Below are 21007 nucleotides of genomic sequence, written 5' to 3'. Positions count from 1 at the left end.
TAGGCCGACTTCTACAGCGGCGTGACGTACGCCCCGGAGATCCCGCCGTCCACCAGGAAGTCGGTGGCGTTGACGAACGAGGAGTCGTCGCTGGCCAGGAACGCGACCGCGGCGGCGATCTCCTCGGCCCGGGCGAACCGGCCGAGCGGGATGTGCACGAGCCGGCGCGCTGCGCGCTCGGGGTCCTTGGCGAACAGCTCCCGGAGCAGCGGGGTGTCGACCGGCCCCGGGCACAGGGCGTTCACGCGGATGCCCTCGCGGGCGAACTGCACGCCGAGTTCGCGGGACATCGCGAGCACCCCGCCCTTGGACGCGGTGTACGAGATCTGCGAGGTGGCCGCGCCCATGCGGGCGACGAAGGAGGCGGTGTTGATGATGGATCCGCGGCCCTGGCGGCGCATGTAGGGGATGGCGGCCTTGCAGCAGAGGTAGACGGAGGTGAGGTTGACCTCCTGGACGCGCTTCCAGGCCTCCAGACCGGTCTCCAAAATGGAGTCGTCGTCGGGCGGGGAGATGCCGGCGTTGTTGAAGGCGACGTCGACGCTGCCGTAGGTGTCGTGGGCCGCCCTGAACAGCGCCTCGACCTGCTCGGGATCGGTGACGTCGACCTTCACGAAGATGCCGCCGACCTCGTCGGCGGCCGCTTTGCCGCGCTCGTCGTCGACGTCGCCGCAGACGACGTGGGCGCCCTCGGAGGCGAGCCGGCGGGTGGTGGCGAGGCCGATGCCGCTGCCGGCTCCGGTGACGACGGCGGTGCGGCCGACGAGCCGCCGGCAGATGATGTCTTCGGTCACTGTGCGGGGCCCTCCGTGCTGATGAAGACGTTCTTGGTCTCGGTGAAGGCGGTCAGTGCGTCCGGGCCGAGTTCACGGCCGATGCCGGACTGCTTGTAGCCGCCGAACGGGGTCCAGTAGCGCACGCTGGAGTGGGAGTTGACGGACAGGTTGCCGGCCCGCACCGCCTGTGAGACGCGCAGGGCGCGGCCGACGTCGCGGGTCCAGATGGAGCCGGACAGGCCGTAGTCGGTGGCGTTGGCCAGGCGGACCGCGTCGGCCTCGTCGTCGAAGGGCAGCACGACGGCGACGGGCCCGAAGACCTCCTCGACGGCCACGCGCGCGCCGGGGTCGACACCGGTCAGCACGGTGGGCGGGAACCAGAAGCCGGGGCCCTCGGGGGCCTTGCCGCGGATGCCGTCGGCTCCCTCGGGGACGTAGGAGCGGACGCGTCGGAGCTGGGTGGCGGAGATGAGCGGGCCCATCTGGCTCTTCTCGTCGCCCGGGTCTCCGACGGTGACCGCCTCGATCGCCGGGGCGAGCAGTTCCAGGAAGCGGTCGTGGACGGAGCGCTGGACGAGGATGCGGGTGCGGGCGCAGCAGTCCTGGCCGGAGTTGTCGAGGAAGGACATGGGCGCGGCGGCCGCGGCGGTTTCCAGGTCGGCGTCGGCGAAGACGATGTTGGGGCTCTTGCCGCCGAGTTCGAGGGTGACGCGCTTGAGGAGTGCCGACCCCTTGGCCATGACCTGTCTGCCCACGGTCGCGGACCCGGTGAAGACGATCTTCGCCACGCCCGGGTGCCCGACGAGGGCGTCGCCGGCGACGGTGCCGTGTCCGGGCAGTACCTGGAACAGTCCCTCGGGCAGGCCCGCCTCCAGGGCGAGTCCGGCCAGGCGGAGCGCGGTGAGCGGGGTCGTCTCGGCGGGCTTGAGGAGGACCGCGTTGCCGGCCGCGAGGGCCGGAGCCGTGCCCCAGGCGGCGATCGGCATCGGGAAGTTCCACGGCGCGATCACGCCGACGACGCCGAGGGGTTCGAGGATCGTCACGTCGAGGCCGCCCGCGACCGGGATCTGACGTCCGGTGAGCCTTTCGACCCCGCCGGCCGCGTAGTCGAGCAGATCGCGGACGTTGCCCGCCTCCCAGCGGGCGTTGCCGATGGTGTGCCCCGCCTCGCGGACCTCCAGCCGGGCCAGTTCTTCGAGGTGTCCGTCGACGGTGGCCGCGAAGCGGCGCAGCAGCCGGGCGCGGTCGCCGGGCGCGAGGGCGGCCCAGTGCGCCTGTGCCCGGGTGGCGCGGGCGACCGCCGCGTCGACGTCCGCCGCGGTGGCGCCGGGGACGGTGGCGACGACCTCCTCGGTCGCCGGGTTCAGCACCTGGAGTTCGTACGACAAGTGGGTCCTCACATGCGTTCGAAGGAGCGGCGCAGCTCCCAGTCGGTGACCGCGGCGTCGAAGGCGTCCAGCTCGACGCGGGCCATGTTGCGGTAGTGCGCGACGACCTCGTCGCCGAACGCGGCCTTGGCGATCGCGCTGTTCTCCCACAGCTCGGCGGCTTCGCGCAGGGTGCGGGGGACGTGTGCGTAGTCGGCCGCGTAGGCGTTGCCGGGGCAGGGTTCGGGCAGCTCCAGCCGCTGCTCGACCCCGTGCAGGCCCGCGGCCACCATGCCCGCCACCGCGAGGTGCGGGTTGACGTCACCGCCGGGCAGCCGGTTCTCGAAGCGCAGGGAGCGGCCGTGGCCGACGACCCGCAGCGCGCAGGTGCGGTTGTCGCGGCCCCAGGCGACGGCGGTCGGGGCGAAGGAGCCGGGCTGGAAGCGCTTGTAGGAGTTGATGTGCGGGGCGTAGAGGAGGGAGAAGTCCCGCAGCGCGGCGAGCTGTCCGGCGAGGAAGTGGCGCATGGTCGGCGACATGCCGCCCGGGTCGCCGGGTGATCCGGCCATGACGTTGGTGCCTCGGTCGTCGGCCAGCGACAGATGGATGTGGCAGGAGTTGCCCTCGCGCTCGTTGTACTTCGCCATGAAGGTGAGGGACACGCCCTCCTGGGCGGCGATCTCCTTGGCGCCGGTCTTGTAGACGGCGTGCTGGTCGCAGGTGACCAGGGCCTCGTCGTAGCGGAAGGCGATCTCGTGCTGGCCGGGGTTGCACTCGCCCTTGGCGGACTCGACGGTCATGCCGGCGTCCGCCATCTCGTTCCTGATCCGGCGCAGCAGTGGTTCGATGCGGCCGGTGCCGAGGACCGAGTAGTCGATGTTGTACTGGGTCGCCGGGGTGAGACCGCGGTAGCCGGCGTCCCAGGCCTGTTCGTAGGTGTCCTTGAAGACGATGAACTCCAGCTCGGTGCCGACCTGGGCGGTCAGTCCGAGGTCCGCCAGGCGTTCCAGCTGGCGGCGCAGGATCTGCCGGGGCGCGGCGGCCACCGGGGAGCCGTCCTCCCAGGCGAGGTCGGCGATGACCATGGCGGTGCCCTCGTTCCAGGGCACGCGGCGCAGGGTGCTCAGGTCGGGGCGCATGGCGAAGTCGCCGTAGCCGCGGTCCCAGGAGGACATCTCGTAGCCGTCGACGGTGTTCATCTCGGTGTCGACGGCCAGGAGGTAGTTGCAGCCCTCGGTGCCGTGCTCCAGCACCTCGTCCAGGAAGAAGCGCGCGGCGAACCGCTTGCCCTGGAGGCGGCCCTGCATGTCGGGGAAGGCCAGGACGACGGTGTCGATCTCGCCGCCCGCGACGAGGGTGTGCAGCTCCTCGACACCGAGCGGGGATGTGCGGTCTGCCACGGGAGGGCCTCCTTCGGGCGTCTGCGCGCTGTCTCGGCGGGGCCGAGGGCCATAAGGTATTGCTGAGAACCATTGCTTGGGAAGGGGGCGCGGCCGTATGTCGCTGGATCCGGTCGACGGCACGGACGACCCGCTGACGGTCGACGGCGCGGACGACCCGCTGACGCCGGTCCTGCGCCCGGTGCGGACCGGCAACGGCTTCGAGGAGGCGCTGGAGCAGATCCTCCAGGTCGTACGGCTCGGTCTGGTGCCCGGTGGCGGGCGGCTGCCGGCGGAGCGCGGGCTGGCCGAGCGGCTCGGGATCAGCCGGGTGACGCTGCGCGAGGTGCTGAAGGTCCTCCAGGACCAGGGGCTCGTCGAGTCGCGGCGCGGGCGGTACGGCGGAACGTTCGTCCTGCCCCGTACGGACGCGACCGGGGAGGGTGAGCTGCGGCGGCGGGTCGCCGCGGTCGACATCGAGGACGTGCTGCGCTTCCGCGAGGTGCTGGAGGTGGGCGCGGCCGGCCTGTGCGCCGAGCACGGGCTGCGCGGCGCGCGGGCGGAGCGGCTGCGCGAGGCGCTGGCCCGGACCCGGGACGCGCCGCTCGGCGACTACCGGCGGCTGGACACACTGCTCCACCTCACGCTCGCCGAACTGTCCGGCTCGCCCTCGCTGACCGGGCAGTACGCGGCGGTGCGGGCGAAGGTGAACGACCTGCTCGACTGCATCCCGCTCCTGGTCCGCAACCTGGAGCACTCGCAGCACCAGCACGCCGTGCTGGTGGAGGCGGTGCTCGACGGGGACGCGGACGGCGCGCGGGAGATCATGCGCGAGCACTGCGCGGGGACGGCGGCACTGCTGCGCGGGTTCCTGACCTGAGGGGCGGTGGCCGCGGTCGTACAAAGGTTTGGGATCGACCCATTGAAGCCATTTGAAGCCGATGGAGCCGGCCGGACCGGTGAGTCGGAGAACGCAGCGGGAGGACGCATGGCCGGCAGGCCGCTGATCGGTGTGAGCACGTACCTGGAGACCGGTGTGCGCTGGGGGGTGTGGGAGCTGGACGCGGTGCTCCTGCCCGTCGGGTACCCGCGGCTGGTGCAGCGGGCGGGCGGGCTGGCCGCGCTGCTGCCGCCGGACGACCCGGAACGGGCGGCCGCGGTACTGGCACCGCTCGACGGCCTGGTGATCGCGGGCGGACCCGACGTCGAGCCGGAGCGCTACGGAGCGCCGCGCGACCCGCGGACCGGTCCGCCCGCCCCGGAGCGGGACGCGTGGGAACTGGCCCTGATCGGGGCCGCGCTGGCCGCGCGCAAGCCGCTGCTGGGGATCTGCCGCGGCATGCAGCTGCTGAACGTCGCGCTGGGCGGCACCCTCGTCCAGCACGTCGACGGGCACGCCGAGGTGGCCGGGGTCTTCGGCAGTCACCCGGTCGAGCCCGTGCCGGGCACGCGGTACGCCGGGATCGTCCCGGAGAAGGCGACCGTACCGACGTACCACCATCAGGCCGTGGACCGGCTCGGCCGGGGCGTGATCCCGTCGGCCCACGCCGCGGACGGCACCGTGGAGGCGATCGAGCTCCCGGCGGCCGACGGCTGGGTGCTCGGTGTGCAGTGGCACCCGGAGACGGGCGGGGACCTGCGGGTGATGGAGGCCCTGGTGCGGGCCGCGGCGACGGCCGCGTGACCTTCGGCCGCCGCGCGCGTCAGGTGCGGCGGCCGCCTCCGTCGGCGGGCCTCGTGCGGGTCAGGCCGAGGAGTTCGCGTGCCGGGCCGGCGGGGCGGTGACCCGTGCGCCAGACCGCGCGCAGCTCGCGGCGCAGCCGTACCCCGTCCACCGGGACGCTCACCAGGCGCCGCGTGGCCAGCTCCTCCCCCACCGCCAGTTCGCTCAGCACCGCCGGGCCGGCGCCGCCGACCGCCGAGGCCTTCACGGCCGTCGTGGACGACAGCTCGATCAGCGGCGGGGCCAGTCCGCCGAGCGCCGCGTCCAGGACCTGCCGGGTGCCGGAGCCCTTCTCACGCAGGACCAGCGGGGTCTGCGCCAGCTCCGCCGCCGACAGCGGACGGCGCCGGCGGGCCCAGCCGTGGCCGGGCGCGGTCACCACGACGAGGTGGTCGTGGGCGACCACGACCGAATCCAGTCCGCTCGGCACCGTCAGCCCTTCCACGAAACCCAGGTCGGCCTCGTCGGACAGCAGCTGCTGCGCCACCGCCGCCGAATTGCCGGCGAGCAGGGAGACGGCGGTGTCCGGGCGCTGCGCGCGCAGCGCCAGCAGCCAGCCCGGCAGCAGGTACTCGGCGATCGTCATGCTCGCCGCGACCCGCAGCCGTGAATCCCGCCGGTCGCGCAGCGCCTGCGCCCCCGCGTCGAAGGCCGCCGCCGCCTCGACGATCCGGCGCGCCCAGTCGGTGACCAGCGCGCCGGCGTCCGTGAGCTGTGAGCCGCGCGGTGAGCGGTCCACCAGCGCGACGCCCAACTGCCGTTCCATGGAGCGGATCCTGCTGCTCGCCGCGGGCTGGCTGATCCCCGTTTCCCGGGCCGCCGCGCCGAGACTCCCCAGCCGGGCGACGGCCAGCAGCAGTTCCAGCGCGCCCAGGTCCGGCACCCGGTGCGCCAGCGACACCGCCGCCGCGGACGGCATCCCGTTGTCCTGCTCCCGCGTGCTGCTCATAACCCCACCTTATGCCCCGATAGAGACGACGCCCCTGGTGGCGGCGGGCGTCCGCCGGGACCGTGAGGTCATGGTCACCGCCGTCCAGCCCCTCTCCGGGCCCGTCCCGCACCGAGTGCGTGCCGCCGCCGTCCGTCACCTCGGACCCAACTGGTACGCCTCGGTCATGGGCACCGCCGCCGTCGCCGTCGCGGGCGTCGCTCTCCCCGGGCACCTCCCGGGACTGCGCACCGTCTGCACCGCCGTGTGGGCCCTCTCCCTCGTCCTGCTCGCGGTCCTGCTCACCGCGCGCGCCCTGCACTGGACGCACCATCGCGACCAGGCCCGCGCCCACCTCCTCGACCCGGCGGCGGCACCGTTCTACGGATGCCTGGCGATGGCCCTGACGTCGGTGGGCGGCGGGGCGCTCACCGTGGGGCGTGACTGGATCGGGACCGGGACGGCGGTGGCGCTCGGCGCGGTGCTGTTCACCGCCGGCACGGCGACGGCGCTGACGGCTTCCGCCGCCGTCCCGTATCTGATGGCCGTACGCCATCGCGTGCGGCCGGAGCAGGCCACTCCGGTGTGGCTGCTGCCGGTCGTCGCGCCGATGGTCTCCGCCGCGCTCGGGCCGCTCCTGGTGCCGCACCTGCCGCCCGGGCGGGCGCAGCAGGCCCTGCTCGTCCTGTGCCTGGCGCTGTTCGGGCTCAGTCTCGTGGCCACGCTCGTCATGCTGCCGATCGTCTTCGCCCGGCTGGTCACCGGCGGGCCGCTGCCCCTGGCGCTGACCCCGACGCTGTTCCTGGTGCTGGGCCCGCTGGGCCAGTCGACGACGGCGGCCGGCAACTTCGCCGATGTCGCCCCGGGCGTCCTGCAGGCGCCGCGGAGCCAGGGCCTCGGGGTGCTCGCCGTCCTGTACGGGCTGCCCGTGACGGCCTTCGCGCTGCTGTGGTTCTGCCTGGCGACGGCGCAGGTGGTGCGTGCCCGCCGGCACGGGATGGGCTTCGCGATGACCTGGTGGTCGTTCACCTTCCCGGTCGGCACCTGTGTGACGGGCGCGGCGGCGCTGGGCCGGCACACCGGGCTCGTCGCGCTCGACTGGCTCGCGGCCGGTCTGTACGGGGTGCTGGTCGCCGCCTGGGCCACCGCGGCCCTGCACACGGCTCGCGGTCTGCTCAGCGGAGCGCTGCTCGCAGCGCCTCGCCCAGCACCCGTGGCGCCGCCGCCAGGGACGGCCCGTACCAGGTGAGGTACCGCCCGCTGACGAGTGCGCACGGCAGCCCGGGGAAGGCCTCCGGACCGTCGTCGGCGGTGAACCGGTAGGGCTCGTCCGGCAGCACCACCAGATCCGGGGCGGCCGCCCGCAGGTCGTCCACCGGGATGCGGGGATAGCGGTCCGGGTGGCCCGCGTACAGATGGTCGACGCCGAGCCGGGACAGCACGTCGCCCGCGAAGGTGTCGCGGCCCAGCACCATCCACGGCCTGCGCCAGATCGGTACGACGGCCGTGGCGCGGGAGCGCGCGGCCGGGAGCCGGGACCAGGCCGCCTCCGCCTCCGTCAGCCACGCCGGCCGGGTGCCGACCCCGCAGGCCTCCAGCACCCGTGCCAGTTCGCGGAAGGCCTGCGGAACGTCGCGCACCTCGGTCACCAGCACCTCGGCACCGGCCGCGCGCAGGGCGTCCACGTCGGGGGCGCGGTTCTCCTCCTCGTTGGCGATCACCAGGTCGGGGCCGAGTGCCAGGATCCGCTCGATCCGCGGGTTCTTGGTGCCGCCGATTCTGACGACGTCCAGATCCGCCGGACGGGTGCACCAGTCCGTGGCGCCGACCAGGGCGCCGGGCGCCGAGACCGCCACCGCCTCGGTGAGCGACGGCACCAGCGAGACGACCCGCACTACCGGGGCCGGTCCTGCACGGCCTCGATGTGCTCCGCGACGGCGACGACGAGTACCCGCGTCTCCGGCTCGGCGGCCCGCCAGCGGTGGCGCACTCCCCCGGTGAGGTACAGCGTGTCGCCGCGGCCCAGGCGGTAGGCGCGGCCCTCCGCCTCTATCTCCACCGCGCCGTCCGCGACGTACATCAACTGGTCGTTGCGGTACTGGAATTCACGGCCCGCGTCATGGTCGCCGGTGAACTCCGACGCGTGCATCTGGTGGTGCCCTCGCACCAGGGAGCGCATCTGCGGTTCGGGCGTGAGGTCGGTGGTCTCGCACCGCACCACGTCGACACTGCACGCCGGGTCGGCGGCGGCGAGGAGCTCGACGGCGGTGGTGCGCAGGGCGTCGGCGACCTTCTCCAGGGAGCTCTGGCTGGGGCGGGCCCGGTCGTTCTCCACCTGGCTCAGGAAGGGAACCGACAGGCCGCTGCGTTCGGCCACGACGGCAAGGGTGAGCTCCAGCGCGCGACGCCGCCGCCGCACGGCCGCGCCCACCCGGAGGGGCTGCTCCTTGTGGTCGCCCATCGCTCCGGCTCCCTCCTTCGCTCGCCGCACGCTCCTCGTGCGCCGCCGGGCGGGCGCACTTCGTTCTGATGAGTTCTCTGCACCCTACGCATGTTCGGCAAACCGTTTCATGCGCCCGTCACATCGCTGTCACACCGCGTGGCCCACGACCCGCCAGTTTCCGCCACCGATCCGGACCGTACGGCCCTCGTTCCCCGGGTGTCCTGTTCCCATCAACTCACACGGCACGCCTGGTCTTCTCGCCAAGCCCGCCAGTACGGGCCCGTCGGCCGGCCGAGGCTCCGGGCATGGCGTAGCTCTGCGTGGTTGGCCGGATCCTTCTCGTGCCCGTCGGCGGGTGCCGGACACACCACGAGGGGTGGGCCTCACCGCACAGATGGGAAGTGCGGAGAAGCCCACCCCTCGGGCAGGGCGCACCCGGCCGGTCAGGTCGGCCGGGAGCGCCCGTCAGGGGGACGCGGTCACCCGGGCGTCATACGGCCCACCAGGTCGGGGTGCTCCTCCAGCCAGGCGGCGACCGCCTCCTCCTCCCGGCCCTGCCCGCGGTCCTTGATCTCCTGCTCCAGGCTGCCGAGCTCGTCCTCGCTCATCCTGAAGTCCTTGATCCACTTCGTCAGCCGCGGGTACTGCTCGGGGAACTTCTCGCTGGAGATGGTGCGGATGGTGTTGCCCTCGCCGAAGTGCTTCCGCGGGTCCTTCAGCTTGGTCAGCTCGTACTCGCTGTAGGCCCAGTGCGGCGTCCACAGCGTGACGGCGATCGGCTCCTTCTTCGCGTACGCGCGCTTCAGCTCGGCCAGCATGGCCGGGGTGGAGCCGTCGACGACCTCGTACTCGCCGTCCAGGCCGTACCCGGGCAGGACCTTCGTCTTCAGGAGGTTCATCTCGCCGGTGCCGGGTTCGATGCCGATGATCCTGCCGTCGAACAGGTCGGCCTTGCCCTTGAGGTCCGCCAGCGAGTCGACGCCCTTGACGTAGGACGGGACGGCGATCTCCAGTGAGGTCGGCTCGTACCAGGTGCCCAGGTCGTTGAGCTTGTCCTTGTGCTGGTCCCAGTAGTTCTTCTGGGCGTGCGGCAGCCAGGCGTCGAAGTTGAGGTCGAGGTCGCCGGAGGCCAGTCCGGTGTAGACCGGGCCGACGTCCATCTGCTTCAGGTTCAGCCGGTAGCCGCGCCGCTCCAGCACGTTCTTCCACAGGTAGGTGACGGCGATGTCCTCGTCCCAGGGGAACCAGGCCACGTCCAGCGGGCGCTTCGCCTCGGCGGGAGCGGTGCCGGAGCCCTCGATCGGGGCGAGCTCGTCCACGAGGCCCGGGTTCTGCTCCAGCCAGGCGCGGGCGGCGTCCTGCTGCTCGCCCTTGCCCGCCTTGTTGATCTCGGCCTCCAGACCGGTGAGCTGCTTCTCGCTCATCCTGAAGTCCTTCAGCCACTTGCCGACGACCGGGTTGTCGTCCGCGAAGCCCTTGCGGGACAGCGTGTGCACGCCGTCGCCCTGGCCCCAGGCGCCCTCGGGGTCCTCGAGCTTCTTCAGGTCGTAGTCGCTGTACGCCCAGTGCGGCGACCACAGGGTGACCACGATGGGCTTCCGGTCGGCGTAGGCGCGCTTGAGCTCGGCCAGCATCGCGGGCGTGGAGCTGTCGACGACCTCGTACTCGCCCTCCAGGCCGTACTCCTCGAGGACCTTGTTCTTGAGGAGGGCCATCATCCCCGCGCCGGACTCGATGCCCGTGATCCTGCCGCCGAACTCGTCGGCACGGCCCTTGAGGTCGGCCAGGGAGTCGATGTCCTTCATGTAGCTCGGGACGGTCAGCTCCAGGGACGTCTTGTCGTACCAGGCGCCGAGGTCGTCCAGCCGCTCGCCGTACTTCTTCCAGTAGTCGGCGTGGGTGGTGGGCAGCCAGGCGTCCGTCTGGAAGTCGATGTCGCCCTGGGCGAGCGAGGTGTACAGCGGTCCGGCCTCGAACTGCTTGGCCTCCACCTCGAATCCGCGCCGCTCCAGGATCTCCTTCCACAGGAAGGTGGAGGCGACGCCCTCGTCCCAGGGGATGTAGCCGATGCTGACCTTCTTGCCCTGGCCGACGTTGCGGCTGTCGGCGACCGTATCGGACTCCTGGCCGCCGCCGAACATTCCCATGCCGCCCGCGACGAGCGCGAGCACGACCACGCCGATCACCGCGACGGTGGGCCGGGGACGGTAGGTCCAAATCCGCAGGCCCTCGGCGGCCCGCGCCTTGGCGGCGGCGCGCCGGCCGAGCGGCGAGACCTGCGTGCCGAGGGCGCTGGTCATCCGGTCGAGGTAGATCGCGAGGATCACGATCGCGACACCGGCCTCGGAGCCGAGGCCTACGTTCAGCTGGCCGATCGCCTCGTTGACGTCACCGCCGAGGCCGCCGGTGCCGACCATGCCGGCGATGGCGGCCATCGACAGGCCGAGCATGATGACCTGGTTGACGCCGGCCATCACGGTGGGCAGGGCTAGCGGCAGCTGGACCCTCAGCAGGGTGTCGCGGGGCGTGGTGCCGAACGCGTCGGCGGCCTCCACCAGCTCCTTGTCGACCTGCCGGATGCCCAGCTCGGTCAGGCGCACACCGGGCGCGAGCGCGAAGATCAGAGTGGCGACGATGCCCGCGGGGGCGCCGGTGCCGAAGAACAGGATCGCCGGGATGAGGTAGATCATCGCGGGCAGCGTCTGCATGAAGTCCAGCACGGGACGCACCAGCGCGCTGACCCGGGCGGAGCGGGCGGCCCAGATGCCGACCGGGACCGAGATCACCAGCGCCACGAAGGTGGCGACGAGGACCAGCGCCAGGGTCACCATCGCGTTCTCCCACAGTCCGAGGGAGTCGATGAACGCGAAGCCGGCGAAGGCGAGGACACCGGCGGTCGCACCGCGCAGCCAGAACGCGATCACCGCGAGGATGCCCGCCAGCAGCAACGGTTCGGGCGCCTGGAGGACGGCGTTGATGCCGTCGTAGATGCCGACGAAGACGGTCTGGAAGAAGTCGAACAGCCAGCCCATGTGCCGGGTGAGCCAGTCGACGACGTCGTTGACCCAGTTGCCGAGCTCGATCCTAGGCACGGGCGGTCACCTTCTCTCCGCCCTTGTCGCGCGGGGAGTCGCACGGCTGCGGCGTGCCCGTCTCCTCGCCGAGGAACCCCACGAGCCGCTGCCGGGGCACGACCCCGACCAGTTCGCGTTCGGCGTCGAGCACCGCGACCGGGTGCGGGAGGCGGGCGCTGAGGGCGCACAGGTCGTGGAACGGCGTGTCGGGCGTGGCGGTCTCGCAGGCGCAGTCCGCCTCGTCGCCGCGCACCTCGCGGTCCATGACGGCGCCCGCCGTCAGGACGCGGGAGCGGTCGACGTCCTGGATGAAGGAGGCGACGTAGTCGTTGGCGGGGCGCAGCAGGATGTCCTCGGCGCTGCCGGTCTGCACGATCCGGCCGTCGCGCATCACGGCGATCCGGTCGCCCAGCCGCATGGCCTCGTTCAGGTCGTGGGTGATGAAGACGATCGTCTTCTTCAGGCTCCGCTGGAGTTCGAGCAGCTGGTCCTGCATGTCGCGGCGGATCAGCGGGTCGAGGGCGCTGAAGGACTCGTCCATCAGCAGCAGGTCGGCGTCCGTGGCCAGGGCACGGGCGAGGCCGACGCGCTGCTGCATACCGCCGGACAGCTCGTCGGGCCAGGACTTCTCCCAGCCGGCCAGACCGCACAGCGCCAGCGCCTCGGTGGCGCGGCGCTCGCGCTCGGCGCGGGGCACGCCCTGCACGGCGAGGCCGTAGGCGGCGTTCTCCAGGACGCTGCGGTGCGGGAACAGCGCGAAGTGCTGGAAGACCATGCTGATCTTCTTGGCGCGGACCTCGCGCAGCTCCCGGTCGGAGAGCGCCGTCAGGTCCTGGCCGTCGAAGCCGACCGTTCCCGCGGTCGGCTCCAGCAGCCCGTTGAGCATGCGCAGCAGCGTGGACTTGCCGGATCCGGACAGGCCCATGACAACGAAGATCTCGCCCGGCTCCACGGTGAAGGAGGCGTCGATCACCGCCGCGGTGGTGCCGTCGGCCCGCAGCTCCTCCCTGTCCGCCCCGCCGCGGAGCCTGTCCACTGCCTCGTCCGGTCGTCTGCCGAACACCTTGTACAGATGCTCGGCCTCAAGCCTGGCTGACACACGTACCTCTTGTCTCGAAGGCTGGGATGGAGCGATGCGCCGGCCGGCTGTTCACGGTGCGACCGGCGTCGCTCCGAAGCCGCGCCTGCCCTGGCTTCCCGCGCACAAACTCACAAGTGGCCCAGCTCACAGACGGGCCCCGCGCCGCCGCCGCCGGATCGCCTCCGGGTGACTGTCGGAGGCGTACGGCATGATGCGAGGCGTGACCGGACGACTGATGCTCCTCGACACCGCCTCGCTCTACTTCCGCGCCTACTTCGGCGTCCCCGAGTCCGTGAAGGCCCCGGACGGCACACCGGTGAACGCCGTGCGCGGCCTGCTGGAATTCATCGACCGACTCGTCCGGGACCACCGGCCCGACCACCTCGTCGCCTGCATGGACGCCGACTGGCGGCCGCAGTGGCGGGTCGACCTGATCCCGTCGTACAAGGCACACCGTGTCGCCGAGGAGCACGAGGCCGCCCCGGACGAGGAGGTCGTGCCGGACACGCTGTCACCGCAGGTGCCGGTCATCGAGTCGGTGCTGGACGCGGTGGGCATCGCGCGCGTCGGTGTCGCGGGGTACGAGGCGGACGACGTCATCGGCACCTTCACCGCCCGGTCGACCGGCCCGGTCGACATCGTCACCGGCGACCGTGACCTGTACCAACTGGTGGACGACGCCCGCGGCGTGCGCGTGCTGTACCCGCTCAAGGGCGTGGGCACCCTTCAGCTCACGGACGAGTCGGTGCTGCGCGAGAAGTACGGCGTCGACGGCAGCGGGTACGCGGATCTGGCCCTGCTGCGCGGTGACCCCTCCGACGGGCTCCCCGGCGTGCCGGGCATCGGCGAGAAGACGGCCGCCAAGCTGCTGGCCGAGTTCGGCGACCTGGCGGGGATCCTGGCCACCGTAGACGACCGGACGGCCCGGCTCACCCCGACCCAGCGCAAGCGGCTGACCGAGGCGCAGCCGTATCTCGCGGTGGCGCCGACCGTCGTCCGGGTGGCCCAGGACGTGCCGCTGCCCGACGTCGACACATCGCTGCCGCGCGCCCCGCGCGATCCGTCGGCGCTGACGGAGCTGGCGCAGCGCTGGGGACTGGGCGGGTCGCTGCAACGCCTGCTGACCACGCTTGAATCGTGACGATTCTGGCAACTCAGGCCCATAAACTCGTCGAGGGAGAGGTGTTTCCCCGGAGGGAGGTGCTAAGTTAGGTAAGCCTAAGCTCGCGGGAACAGGGAGACGGTCATGGCAGAACGTCCGGCGCGGCAGCAGCGGAGGGCTCACCACGCTGAGGTCCTGCGCACCGAACGCCTCACTCCGCACATGCAGCGTGTGGTCCTGGGCGGCTCCGGTCTCGCCGATTTCGTGGCGGACACCTGCACGGATCACTATGTGAAGCTCGTGTTCCCCGCCCACGGCGTCACCTACCCCGAGCCCTTCGACATGCAGCGCGTCCGGGACGAGTTCCCGCGCGAGCAGTGGCCGGTCACCCGGACGTACACGGTGCGCGCCTGGGACCCCCGACTGCGCGAGCTGACACTGGACTTCGTGCTCCACGGCGATCAGGGGCTGGCCGGACCCTGGGCGATGCGCGCCCGGCCGGGCGAGATCATCCACTTCATGGGCCCGGGCGGGGCCTACGCCCCCCGGGCCGACGCGGACTGGCATCTGCTGGCCGGCGACGAGAGCGCGCTGCCCGCCATCGCGGCATCCCTGGAGTCGCTCCCCGACGGTGCGGAGGTCCGCGCCTTCGTGGAGATCTCCGGCCCCGAGGAGGAGCAGAAGTTCGACTCCGACGTGGAGGTCGTCTGGCTGCACCGCGGCGACCGTCCGGTGGGCGAGGCGCTCGTCGAGGCGGTCCGGGCGCTGGAGTTCCCCGCGGGCCGTGCGCAGGCGTTCGTGCACGGCGAGGCGGCCTGTGTGAAGGAACTTCGCCGGCTCCTGCGGGTCGACCACGGCATCCCGCGCGAGGACCTGTCGATCTCCGGCTACTGGCGGCTCGGCCACAACGAGGACGGCTGGCAGGCCTCGAAGCGGGAGTGGAACGCCCGGATCGAGGCGGAGCAGGAGAGCGGCGACGCGGCCGCCGCGTGACCACAATCGGCGCGAAGCGGCGGCACCCGTGCCGGGTGCCGCCGCTTCGGCCTTCCCCGACCAGCGGTTTCCCGCCGACGTAAACCGCCTCGTACGCTTGCAGGCGATGAGACGCAAGACCCCGATCCCGCCCTCCCCGCTGCCGCAGCGCGACGGGGTGGACCCCGTGCGGGTGCGGCTGCCCGCCGAGGGCCCCTGGGCCACGGTCCGCGAGTACCTGGTGGAACGGCTCTCCGGGGCGGGCGCCGGGGTCGTCGACCGGATGGTCGCGGCGGGACTGGTCGTCGGGGCGGACGGGGCGGCGGTGGCGCCTCAGGCCGCGTACGTGCCGGGGATGTACGTGTGGTTCCACCGCGAACTCGCGCCGGAGGTGCCGGTGCCGTTCCCGCTGCTGGTGGTGCACCGCGACGAGCACATCGTCGTCGTCGACAAGCCGCACTTCCTCGCCACCACCCCGCGCGGCAGCCATGTCACCGAGACGGCGCTCGCCCGCCTCCGACGCGAATTCGGCATCCCCGAACTCGGCGCCGCACACCGGCTGGACCGGCTCACGGCCGGGCTGGTGCTGTTCACCGTACGGCCGCACGAACGCGGTGCCTACCAGACGCTGTTCCGGGACCGGCGGGTGCGCAAGGAGTACGAGGCGATCGCCCCGTACGACCCGGCGCTCGCCCTGCCCCGGACGGTGCGCAGCCGGATCGTCAAGGAGCGCGGGACACTGACCGCCCGCGAGGTCGACGGCGAGCCGAACGCGGAGAGCCGCGTCGAGCTGATCGAGCGCCGTGCGGACCTCGGCCGGTACCGGCTCGTGCCCGGCACCGGGCAGACCCATCAGCTACGGGTGCACATGAGCGCGCTGGGCGTGCCGATCCTCGGCGATCCGCTCTACCCGGTGGTGACCGACCCCGTGCCGGCCGGTGACTTCCGGCACCCGCTGCAACTGCTCGCGCGGGAGCTGGAGTTCACCGACCCGGTCACGGGGGACGCCCGGCGCTTTTGCAGTGAGCGGACCCTGACGGCCTGGTCCGGCCGTCCGAGCCGGGCCTCGGACTGACGTCAGTATCCCCGCCACCAGCGCAGGAACCGCTGCCAGGCACCGGGCCTGCGCGGCGCCGGCTCCGGTGCCGGCGCGACCGGCTCGGCGGGCCGCTGATCCGGCTCGGCCGGCACCGGCCGCGCCTCGGGCGTGCCGACCTGCCAGCCGGTGTGCTGCCGCGGGCTCGGCCGGGGGCTCGGCGGATCCATGATGTCCTGCGGCGGCTTCGGCATGAACCGCACCGGGAGCTCCACGAGATGGCGGGAGGCGATCGACTCCCGCCACTCCAGCTCCTCCTCGGGGCAGTCGAGCTCCACGTCCGGCAACCGCATCAGCAGCGCGTCGACGCCGACGTCGGCGATCGCCCGGCCGATGTCCTGACCGGGGCACTCGTGCGGGCCGCCGCCGAAGGCGAGGTGCGAGCGGTTGCCCTGCATGCTGGCCGCCAGGTCGGGACGCACCCGCGGGTCGATGTTGCCCGGGGCCGGGGCGAACAGCAGTCCGTCGCCCTTGCGGATGCGCTGACCGCCCAGCTCGGTCTCCTGCTTGGCGAAGTAGCCGAGGACGGTGCTGAACGGCGGCTCGTCCCACAGGGACTGCTCGACCGCCTCGGGCACCGTCATCTGGCCGCCGTTGAGCTGGGCCCGGAACCGGGGATCGGTGAGCACCATGCGCAGCGCGTTGGACAGGAGGTTGACGGTCGCCTCGTACGCGGCGAACAGCACCAGACGCAGGTGCTCCCTGACCTCGTCGTCGCTGAGCCGGGCGGGGTGGGTGATGAGGTGGCTGGTGAAGTCCTCCTCGGGGTGGGCGCGGCGCCGGGCGGTGAGCCGGCCGAGGGCGTCCATCACATAGGTGTGGCTGGCGATCGCCGTCTCGGTGCCCTTGAGCGCGTCGCGCGCGGCCTGCACGAGCCGCTCGTCGTACTCGTCGGGCATCCCGAGGATCTCGCACATCACCGCCATCGGCAGATGCTCGGCGAACTGACTCACGAGGTCCGCCTCGCCCTGCTCGCAGAACTCGTTGACCAGGCGCTGGGTGTAGCGGTTGATGTGGCGGCGGACGCCCCGGTGGTCGATGGTCGACATGGCGCCGGTGACGGCGCCGCGCAGCCGCAGGTGCTCCTCGCCCTCGGCGTGCGAGCAGATCGGCTGCCAGGCGATGTGCGGCATCAACGGGTGGTCGGGTTTGACCGCACCGTCCTGGAGCGGACTCCAGACACGGCTGTCCCGGGTGAACAGCGAGGGTGTGCGCACCATCTGGAGGTTCTCGGAGTGTCCGAGCACCACCCACATCGGCACGTCGTCGTGCAGCAGCACGGGCGCCACGTGGCCGTACTCGTCGCGGAGTTCCTCGTACAGGTCGCCGAGGTCCTCGACCTGGTGCAGCCGGTGCAGTCCGCCGGGGCCACGGCCGTGCGCGGGGCATCCGGGCGGCGGGGCGCCGAGAGTGAGGTCGTCGTCCGTACGGGCCGGGGAAGGGGATTCAGGCGTCACAGCGGGTCGCTTTCGGAAACTGTGGGGGTCGGGGTCAGGCGAGCTTGCCCGTCAGGGCGATGGAGTGCAGGAAGCGCATCAGGGTCATCAGGACGTCCCGGCTGGAGGCCCGACGGCGCACGTCGCACTCGACGATGGGGATGGCCTCGGGCAGGTCGAGTGCGGCCCGCAGGTCCTCCAGGGGGTAACGGGGCGCGTCCGGGAAGGAGTTGAGAGCGACCACGAACGGCACCCCGCGCTCCTCCAGCCGTCCCATGACGTCGAAGCTGACCTCCAGACGCCGGGTGTCGACCAGGACGACCGCGCCGAGGGCCCCCTCGAACAGCCCGTTCCACAGGAACCAGAAACGCTCCTGGCCGGGAGTGCCGAACAGGTACAGCACCAGCTGGTCCGTGATGCTGATGCGGCCGAAGTCCATCGCCACCGTGGTGGCGGTCTTGGACTCGGAGCCGTAGTTGTCGTCGACCCCGATGCCGGCCTGGGTCATGGTCTCCTCGGTGGTCAGCGGCCGGATCTCGCTGACCGAGCCGACCATGGTCGTCTTTCCGACACCGAATCCGCCGACGATCACGATCTTCACCGCGGCCTGGGCCGTGTGCGGGAGGTGATCCTCCGCACGGGGGCCCGGGATGGTGTCAGAGCTTTTGAAGTCCATGCATCACCGCTTCGAGGAGGGAACGGTCGGGCACCGCCTGACGGACGATCGGGGCGCGTGCCTGCACCAGCTCGGCCGTCAGCAGCTCGGTGAGCAGGACGGTCACCACGCTGAACGGCAGGTTCAGATAGGCCGAGAGTTCGGCCACGGACAGGGGGGCCGAACAGAGCCGGAGCAGCGCCGCCTGCTCCGGTGTCGCGGAAAGGGGCGGGTCGGCGTTCGCCACGATCAACGTCACCAGATCCAGCGGAACCCGCGCGCCGTCCTCGCCCGTGATGGTGTAGAGCCGCTCGGGGTTGTGGCCCTCGCCCTGCTTGACGGGTTGCGGTGGCGGTTCCTGCTGGGTGGGGTAACGCCTCTGGCGTTGCGGAGGAGTCATACGGTCTGCCGCCCGTTGCGCCTGGGCGGACTGGTCAGATGGGCACCGATCCGCACGACGAGGTCACGCATGCGGGCGCTCATGTGGCCCGGTTCGCACCGGACGTCGGCGAGCACCGCGAGGTAGGCGTTGGCGCCCGCGGCCATCAGATAGAAGTAGCCGCCGTCGATCTCGACGACCACCAGCTTCATCTCGCCGTCGCTGTCCGGGATCTCCTGGGCGACGGCGCTCGTCAGGCTCTGGAGTCCGGCGCAGGCGGCGGCGACCCGGTCGGCGGCGTCGGGGTCCCCGCCGTGCCGGGCGATGCGCAGTCCGTCGGCGGAGAGCACCACGATCATCTCGATGCCCGGGACCCCGTCGTCCAGCTCCTTGAGCATCCAGTCGAAGTTCCCTCGCTGCTGAATCACTTGAGGTTCCCCTCGTCGTCGGCCTCGGTACGGGCCGGGTCCTTGATCAGATGGGTGAATGCGGCCGGGTCACGGGTGAACGCGGTGGGGTGCACGCCCGGCGGGGTGGCCTCCTTCAGGCCCTCCCAGAAGGCTTCGAAGCCCAGTCCTGGTTCGCGGTCCTGCTTCTTCGGCTTGGTCGGCTCGGGCGCGGCTTCGGGACGGGGCTGCATCCAGCGCAGTGCCTTCTCGTCGCCCTCCCGGGCCGCCTTCTCGATCGCCGCCTGCTCGGCGAGCCGCTGGTCCAGCGGGACCTTCATCCGGCTGCGGCGCTGCGGCAGACCCTGCGCGGTCCACTCGGTGACCTCGGGGACCTCGTCCTCCATGGAGACCGTGGCGGGGATGCGGGGGCTGGTGGGGCGGCGCTTCTTGGGGGTGCGCTTGGGGCCCTCCAGCGTGCCGGGCGTGGTCTGCGGCACGGCGGTGGCGCCGATGCCGTGGGCGAGGCCGACGCCGGGCTCGCTGGTCAGCATCTCGCTCGGTACGACGAGGATGGCGCGGACGCCGCCGTACGCGGAGGCGCGCAGCGAGACCTGCATGTTGTGCGCCGAGCAGAGCCGGCCCACGACGGCGAGTCCCAGGCGCGGGCTGTCACCGATGTCCTGGAGGTCGACGCCGGCCTTGGCGCGCTCCAGCATGCCCTCGGCCCGCTTGCGGGCCTCCTCGCTGAGGCTGACGCCGGCGTCCTCGATCTCGATGGCGACGCCGGTCTGCACCTCGGTCGCGGTGACGTGCACCTTGGTGTTGGGCGGCGAGTAGCGGGTGGCGTTGTCGAGGAGTTCGGCGGCGGCGTGGATGACCGGCTCGACCGCGGTCCCGCGGATGTTGACCTTGGCGATGGAGGCGAGATTGATCCGGCGGTACTCCAGGATCCGGGACATCGCGCCGCGCAGCACGCTGTAGAGGGCGACGGGCCGGGGCCACTGGCGGCCGGGGCGACCGCCGCCGAGGACCGAGACGGAGTCGGCGAGGCGGCCGATCAGCGCGTTGCCGTGGTCGATGCGCAGCAGGTCGTCGAAGACCTCGGGGTTGCGGCCGTGGTCCTCCTCCATCTCCCGGAGTTCCTTGGCCTGCTGGTGGACGATCGCCTGGACGCGCCGGGCGACGCTGACGAAGGAGCGCTCGGAGGAGTCGCGGAGGGCTTCCTCGTGGTCGACGATCCGCAGCACCATCTTGATCAGCTGCTGCTGCGCTTCGGGAAGGGCCTTGAAGTCGGGGTTCTCCTCGCCGAGTTGGCGCAGCACCTCCGGCGGCGAGTTGCCGTAGCGCAGCCGGCGCAGCGCGGCCGGCAGGTGTTCGTCGGTGACCCGGTTGATCTGGGCGTCGTGGGCGGCGATGCGCCGCTCCAGGTAACCGGTGTGCCGGGCGTGTTCGGCTCGCAGGTCCCGCAGCGCTCGGCCGCGGCGCACCGCCTCGGCCGCGGTGGCGATCACCAGAACGGTGGCGATGCCGCCGCACAGACCGACCGCGGTCCGGGCCGGCTGCGCCACGAGGGCGACGGCCGCGCCGGTCGCCGCGGCCATCAGTATCGCCGGCAGCAACAGCACGCGCGCGTAGGGAAGTTCACGGCGTCCGGGTGGGGATTGAACACTCACCATGTGGGCCCTCTGAAATGGATCGGCTGGGTGTGGGGCGAGCTTGCAGGGGGGTATGTCATCAGAGATGTCGGGATCATCTGGATGTTTGGGAACAAGCGCACGAATACACCGCAACTCGGTGCGCTGCGGGCGAGCTTAGTCCGACCGGATCATCGCCGTGTCATATTCGGCAAGCACCTGAAATGGGGCTGGGGACCGGAGTACCCTCGGCCCCATTTGCACGCTCGGATAATGTTCGAACACGGAGCGTGATGGCGAACGGGTATACGAAAGGGCATCACCGGCACGGGTGAAGAAGCACCCACCGCACCCCGGCGACACCCTGAGCGGCGTCACCCGCGCGACTCAACTCCCTTGAAAATCAGGGGCGTTCGGCTCGGACGAGGAAGCAACCGACGAACCGTCCCCGCGCGCCGTCGAACGGCGGCGAGGACAGCCTGACGTTCGCGGGGCACGGGGCACGGGGCCGCTCGACGCGGGGCACGGGGCCGCTCGACGCGGGGGGCGGGGGCACGGGCGGCAGCCCGCCCT

General features: G+C 72.0%; 19 protein-coding genes. 6 read left to right on the top strand and 13 right to left on the bottom strand.

What is annotated here, in order from left to right; all coding sequences use genetic code 11:
* Window positions 1-11 precede the first annotated feature (11 nt).
* The 3 genes from DN051_RS30595 to DN051_RS30585 are packed head-to-tail and all read right to left on the bottom strand — an operon-like array spanning window position 12 to window position 3543.
* The gene (locus DN051_RS30595; RefSeq protein WP_112439996.1) at window positions 12-794 is read right to left on the bottom strand and encodes a 3-oxoacyl-ACP reductase; all 783 of its coding nucleotides are present in this window, start codon (window positions 792-794) and stop codon (window positions 12-14) included.
* Entirely contained in the window at window positions 791-2164 is a 1374-nt protein-coding gene (locus DN051_RS30590; protein ID WP_053762396.1) for an aldehyde dehydrogenase family protein, read from the bottom strand. The genes DN051_RS30595 and DN051_RS30590 overlap by 4 nt, the downstream gene beginning before the upstream one ends.
* A gap of 8 nt (window positions 2165-2172) precedes the next feature.
* The gene (locus tag DN051_RS30585) at window positions 2173-3543 is read right to left on the bottom strand and encodes a glutamine synthetase family protein (protein WP_112439994.1); all 1371 of its coding nucleotides are present in this window, start codon (window positions 3541-3543) and stop codon (window positions 2173-2175) included.
* Between the two features lie 97 nt (window positions 3544-3640).
* Between DN051_RS30585 and DN051_RS30580 the strand changes: the two genes are divergently transcribed.
* Together DN051_RS30580 and DN051_RS30575 are read left to right on the top strand one after the other, a co-directional pair.
* Window positions 3641-4402 (top strand): FadR/GntR family transcriptional regulator, encoded by a 762-nt coding sequence (locus DN051_RS30580; RefSeq protein ID WP_425471682.1) that lies wholly within the window; start codon window positions 3641-3643, stop codon window positions 4400-4402.
* 108 nt (window positions 4403-4510) lie between these two features.
* Window positions 4511-5206, top strand: a complete 696-nt coding sequence (locus tag DN051_RS30575; protein ID WP_053762394.1) for a gamma-glutamyl-gamma-aminobutyrate hydrolase family protein — start codon at window positions 4511-4513, stop codon at window positions 5204-5206.
* A gap of 19 nt (window positions 5207-5225) precedes the next feature.
* On the opposite strand, the gene DN051_RS30570 is transcribed toward DN051_RS30575, so the two are convergent.
* Window positions 5226-6194, bottom strand: a complete 969-nt coding sequence (locus tag DN051_RS30570) for a LysR family transcriptional regulator (protein WP_053762393.1) — start codon at window positions 6192-6194, stop codon at window positions 5226-5228.
* 70 nt (window positions 6195-6264) lie between these two features.
* Between DN051_RS30570 and DN051_RS30565 the strand changes: the two genes are divergently transcribed.
* Window positions 6265-7422, top strand: coding sequence for a TDT family transporter (locus DN051_RS30565; RefSeq protein WP_112442515.1), 1158 nt, complete (start codon window positions 6265-6267; stop codon window positions 7420-7422).
* On the opposite strand, the gene DN051_RS30560 is transcribed toward DN051_RS30565, so the two are convergent.
* The 4 genes from DN051_RS30560 to DN051_RS30545 form a co-directional block, all read right to left on the bottom strand.
* Window positions 7349-8068 (bottom strand): helical backbone metal receptor, encoded by a 720-nt coding sequence (locus DN051_RS30560; RefSeq protein ID WP_112439992.1) that lies wholly within the window; start codon window positions 8066-8068, stop codon window positions 7349-7351. The genes DN051_RS30565 and DN051_RS30560 overlap by 74 nt on opposite strands.
* Window positions 8068-8634 (bottom strand): helix-turn-helix domain-containing protein, encoded by a 567-nt coding sequence (locus DN051_RS30555; protein WP_053762391.1) that lies wholly within the window; start codon window positions 8632-8634, stop codon window positions 8068-8070. Before DN051_RS30555 ends, DN051_RS30560 begins: the two co-directional genes overlap by 1 nt.
* Window positions 8635-9095: 461 nt before the next feature.
* Window positions 9096-11708 (bottom strand): ABC transporter permease/substrate binding protein, encoded by a 2613-nt coding sequence (locus DN051_RS30550; RefSeq protein ID WP_112439990.1) that lies wholly within the window; start codon window positions 11706-11708, stop codon window positions 9096-9098.
* Window positions 11701-12789: a quaternary amine ABC transporter ATP-binding protein gene (locus tag DN051_RS30545; RefSeq protein ID WP_053762389.1), complete on the bottom strand. Its 1089-nt coding sequence runs from the start codon at window positions 12787-12789 to the stop codon at window positions 11701-11703. The genes DN051_RS30550 and DN051_RS30545 overlap by 8 nt, the downstream gene beginning before the upstream one ends.
* A gap of 193 nt (window positions 12790-12982) precedes the next feature.
* On the opposite strand from DN051_RS30545, the gene DN051_RS30540 reads away from it, so the two are divergent.
* The 3 genes from DN051_RS30540 (at window position 12983) to DN051_RS30530 (ending at window position 15920) form a co-directional block, all read left to right on the top strand.
* Entirely contained in the window at window positions 12983-13912 is a 930-nt protein-coding gene (locus DN051_RS30540) for a 5'-3' exonuclease (RefSeq protein ID WP_246041133.1), read from the top strand.
* Window positions 13913-14017: 105 nt separating this feature from the next.
* Entirely contained in the window at window positions 14018-14866 is an 849-nt protein-coding gene (locus DN051_RS30535; RefSeq protein WP_112439986.1) for a siderophore-interacting protein, read from the top strand.
* A 106-nt stretch (window positions 14867-14972) separates the two neighbouring features.
* Entirely contained in the window at window positions 14973-15920 is a 948-nt protein-coding gene (locus DN051_RS30530) for an RluA family pseudouridine synthase (protein ID WP_112442513.1), read from the top strand.
* Between the two features lie 2 nt (window positions 15921-15922).
* Here DN051_RS30530 and DN051_RS30525 read toward each other — a convergent pair whose 3' ends face one another.
* Genes DN051_RS30525 through DN051_RS30505 form a run of 5 tightly spaced genes read right to left on the bottom strand, consistent with a single transcriptional unit; the run spans window position 15923 to window position 20476 of the window.
* A complete protein-coding gene (locus DN051_RS30525) occupies window positions 15923-17398 on the bottom strand; it encodes a cytochrome P450 (protein WP_053762386.1) in 1476 nt (491 codons plus the stop codon).
* Between the two features lie 34 nt (window positions 17399-17432).
* Window positions 17433-18053, bottom strand: coding sequence for a GTP-binding protein (locus tag DN051_RS30520; protein ID WP_053762385.1), 621 nt, complete (start codon window positions 18051-18053; stop codon window positions 17433-17435).
* Complete coding sequence (locus DN051_RS30515) at window positions 18034-18432, bottom strand: DUF742 domain-containing protein (RefSeq protein ID WP_053762384.1); 399 nt, start codon at window positions 18430-18432, stop codon at window positions 18034-18036. Before DN051_RS30515 ends, DN051_RS30520 begins: the two co-directional genes overlap by 20 nt.
* Window positions 18429-18839, bottom strand: coding sequence for a roadblock/LC7 domain-containing protein (locus tag DN051_RS30510; RefSeq protein ID WP_053762383.1), 411 nt, complete (start codon window positions 18837-18839; stop codon window positions 18429-18431). The genes DN051_RS30515 and DN051_RS30510 overlap by 4 nt, the downstream gene beginning before the upstream one ends.
* Window positions 18836-20476 carry a sensor histidine kinase gene (locus DN051_RS30505; RefSeq protein ID WP_079001651.1) on the bottom strand — a complete coding sequence of 547 codons (1641 nt, stop codon included), beginning with the start codon at window positions 20474-20476 and terminating at the stop codon, window positions 18836-18838. Before DN051_RS30505 ends, DN051_RS30510 begins: the two co-directional genes overlap by 4 nt.
* Between the last annotated feature and the right edge of the window lie 531 nt (window positions 20477-21007).

Origin of the sequence: Streptomyces cadmiisoli (genome assembly GCF_003261055.1) — a bacterium.
Lineage (GTDB): Bacteria > Actinomycetota > Actinomycetes > Streptomycetales > Streptomycetaceae > Streptomyces > Streptomyces cadmiisoli.
This window is presented reverse-complemented; position numbering and strand designations above follow the sequence as displayed.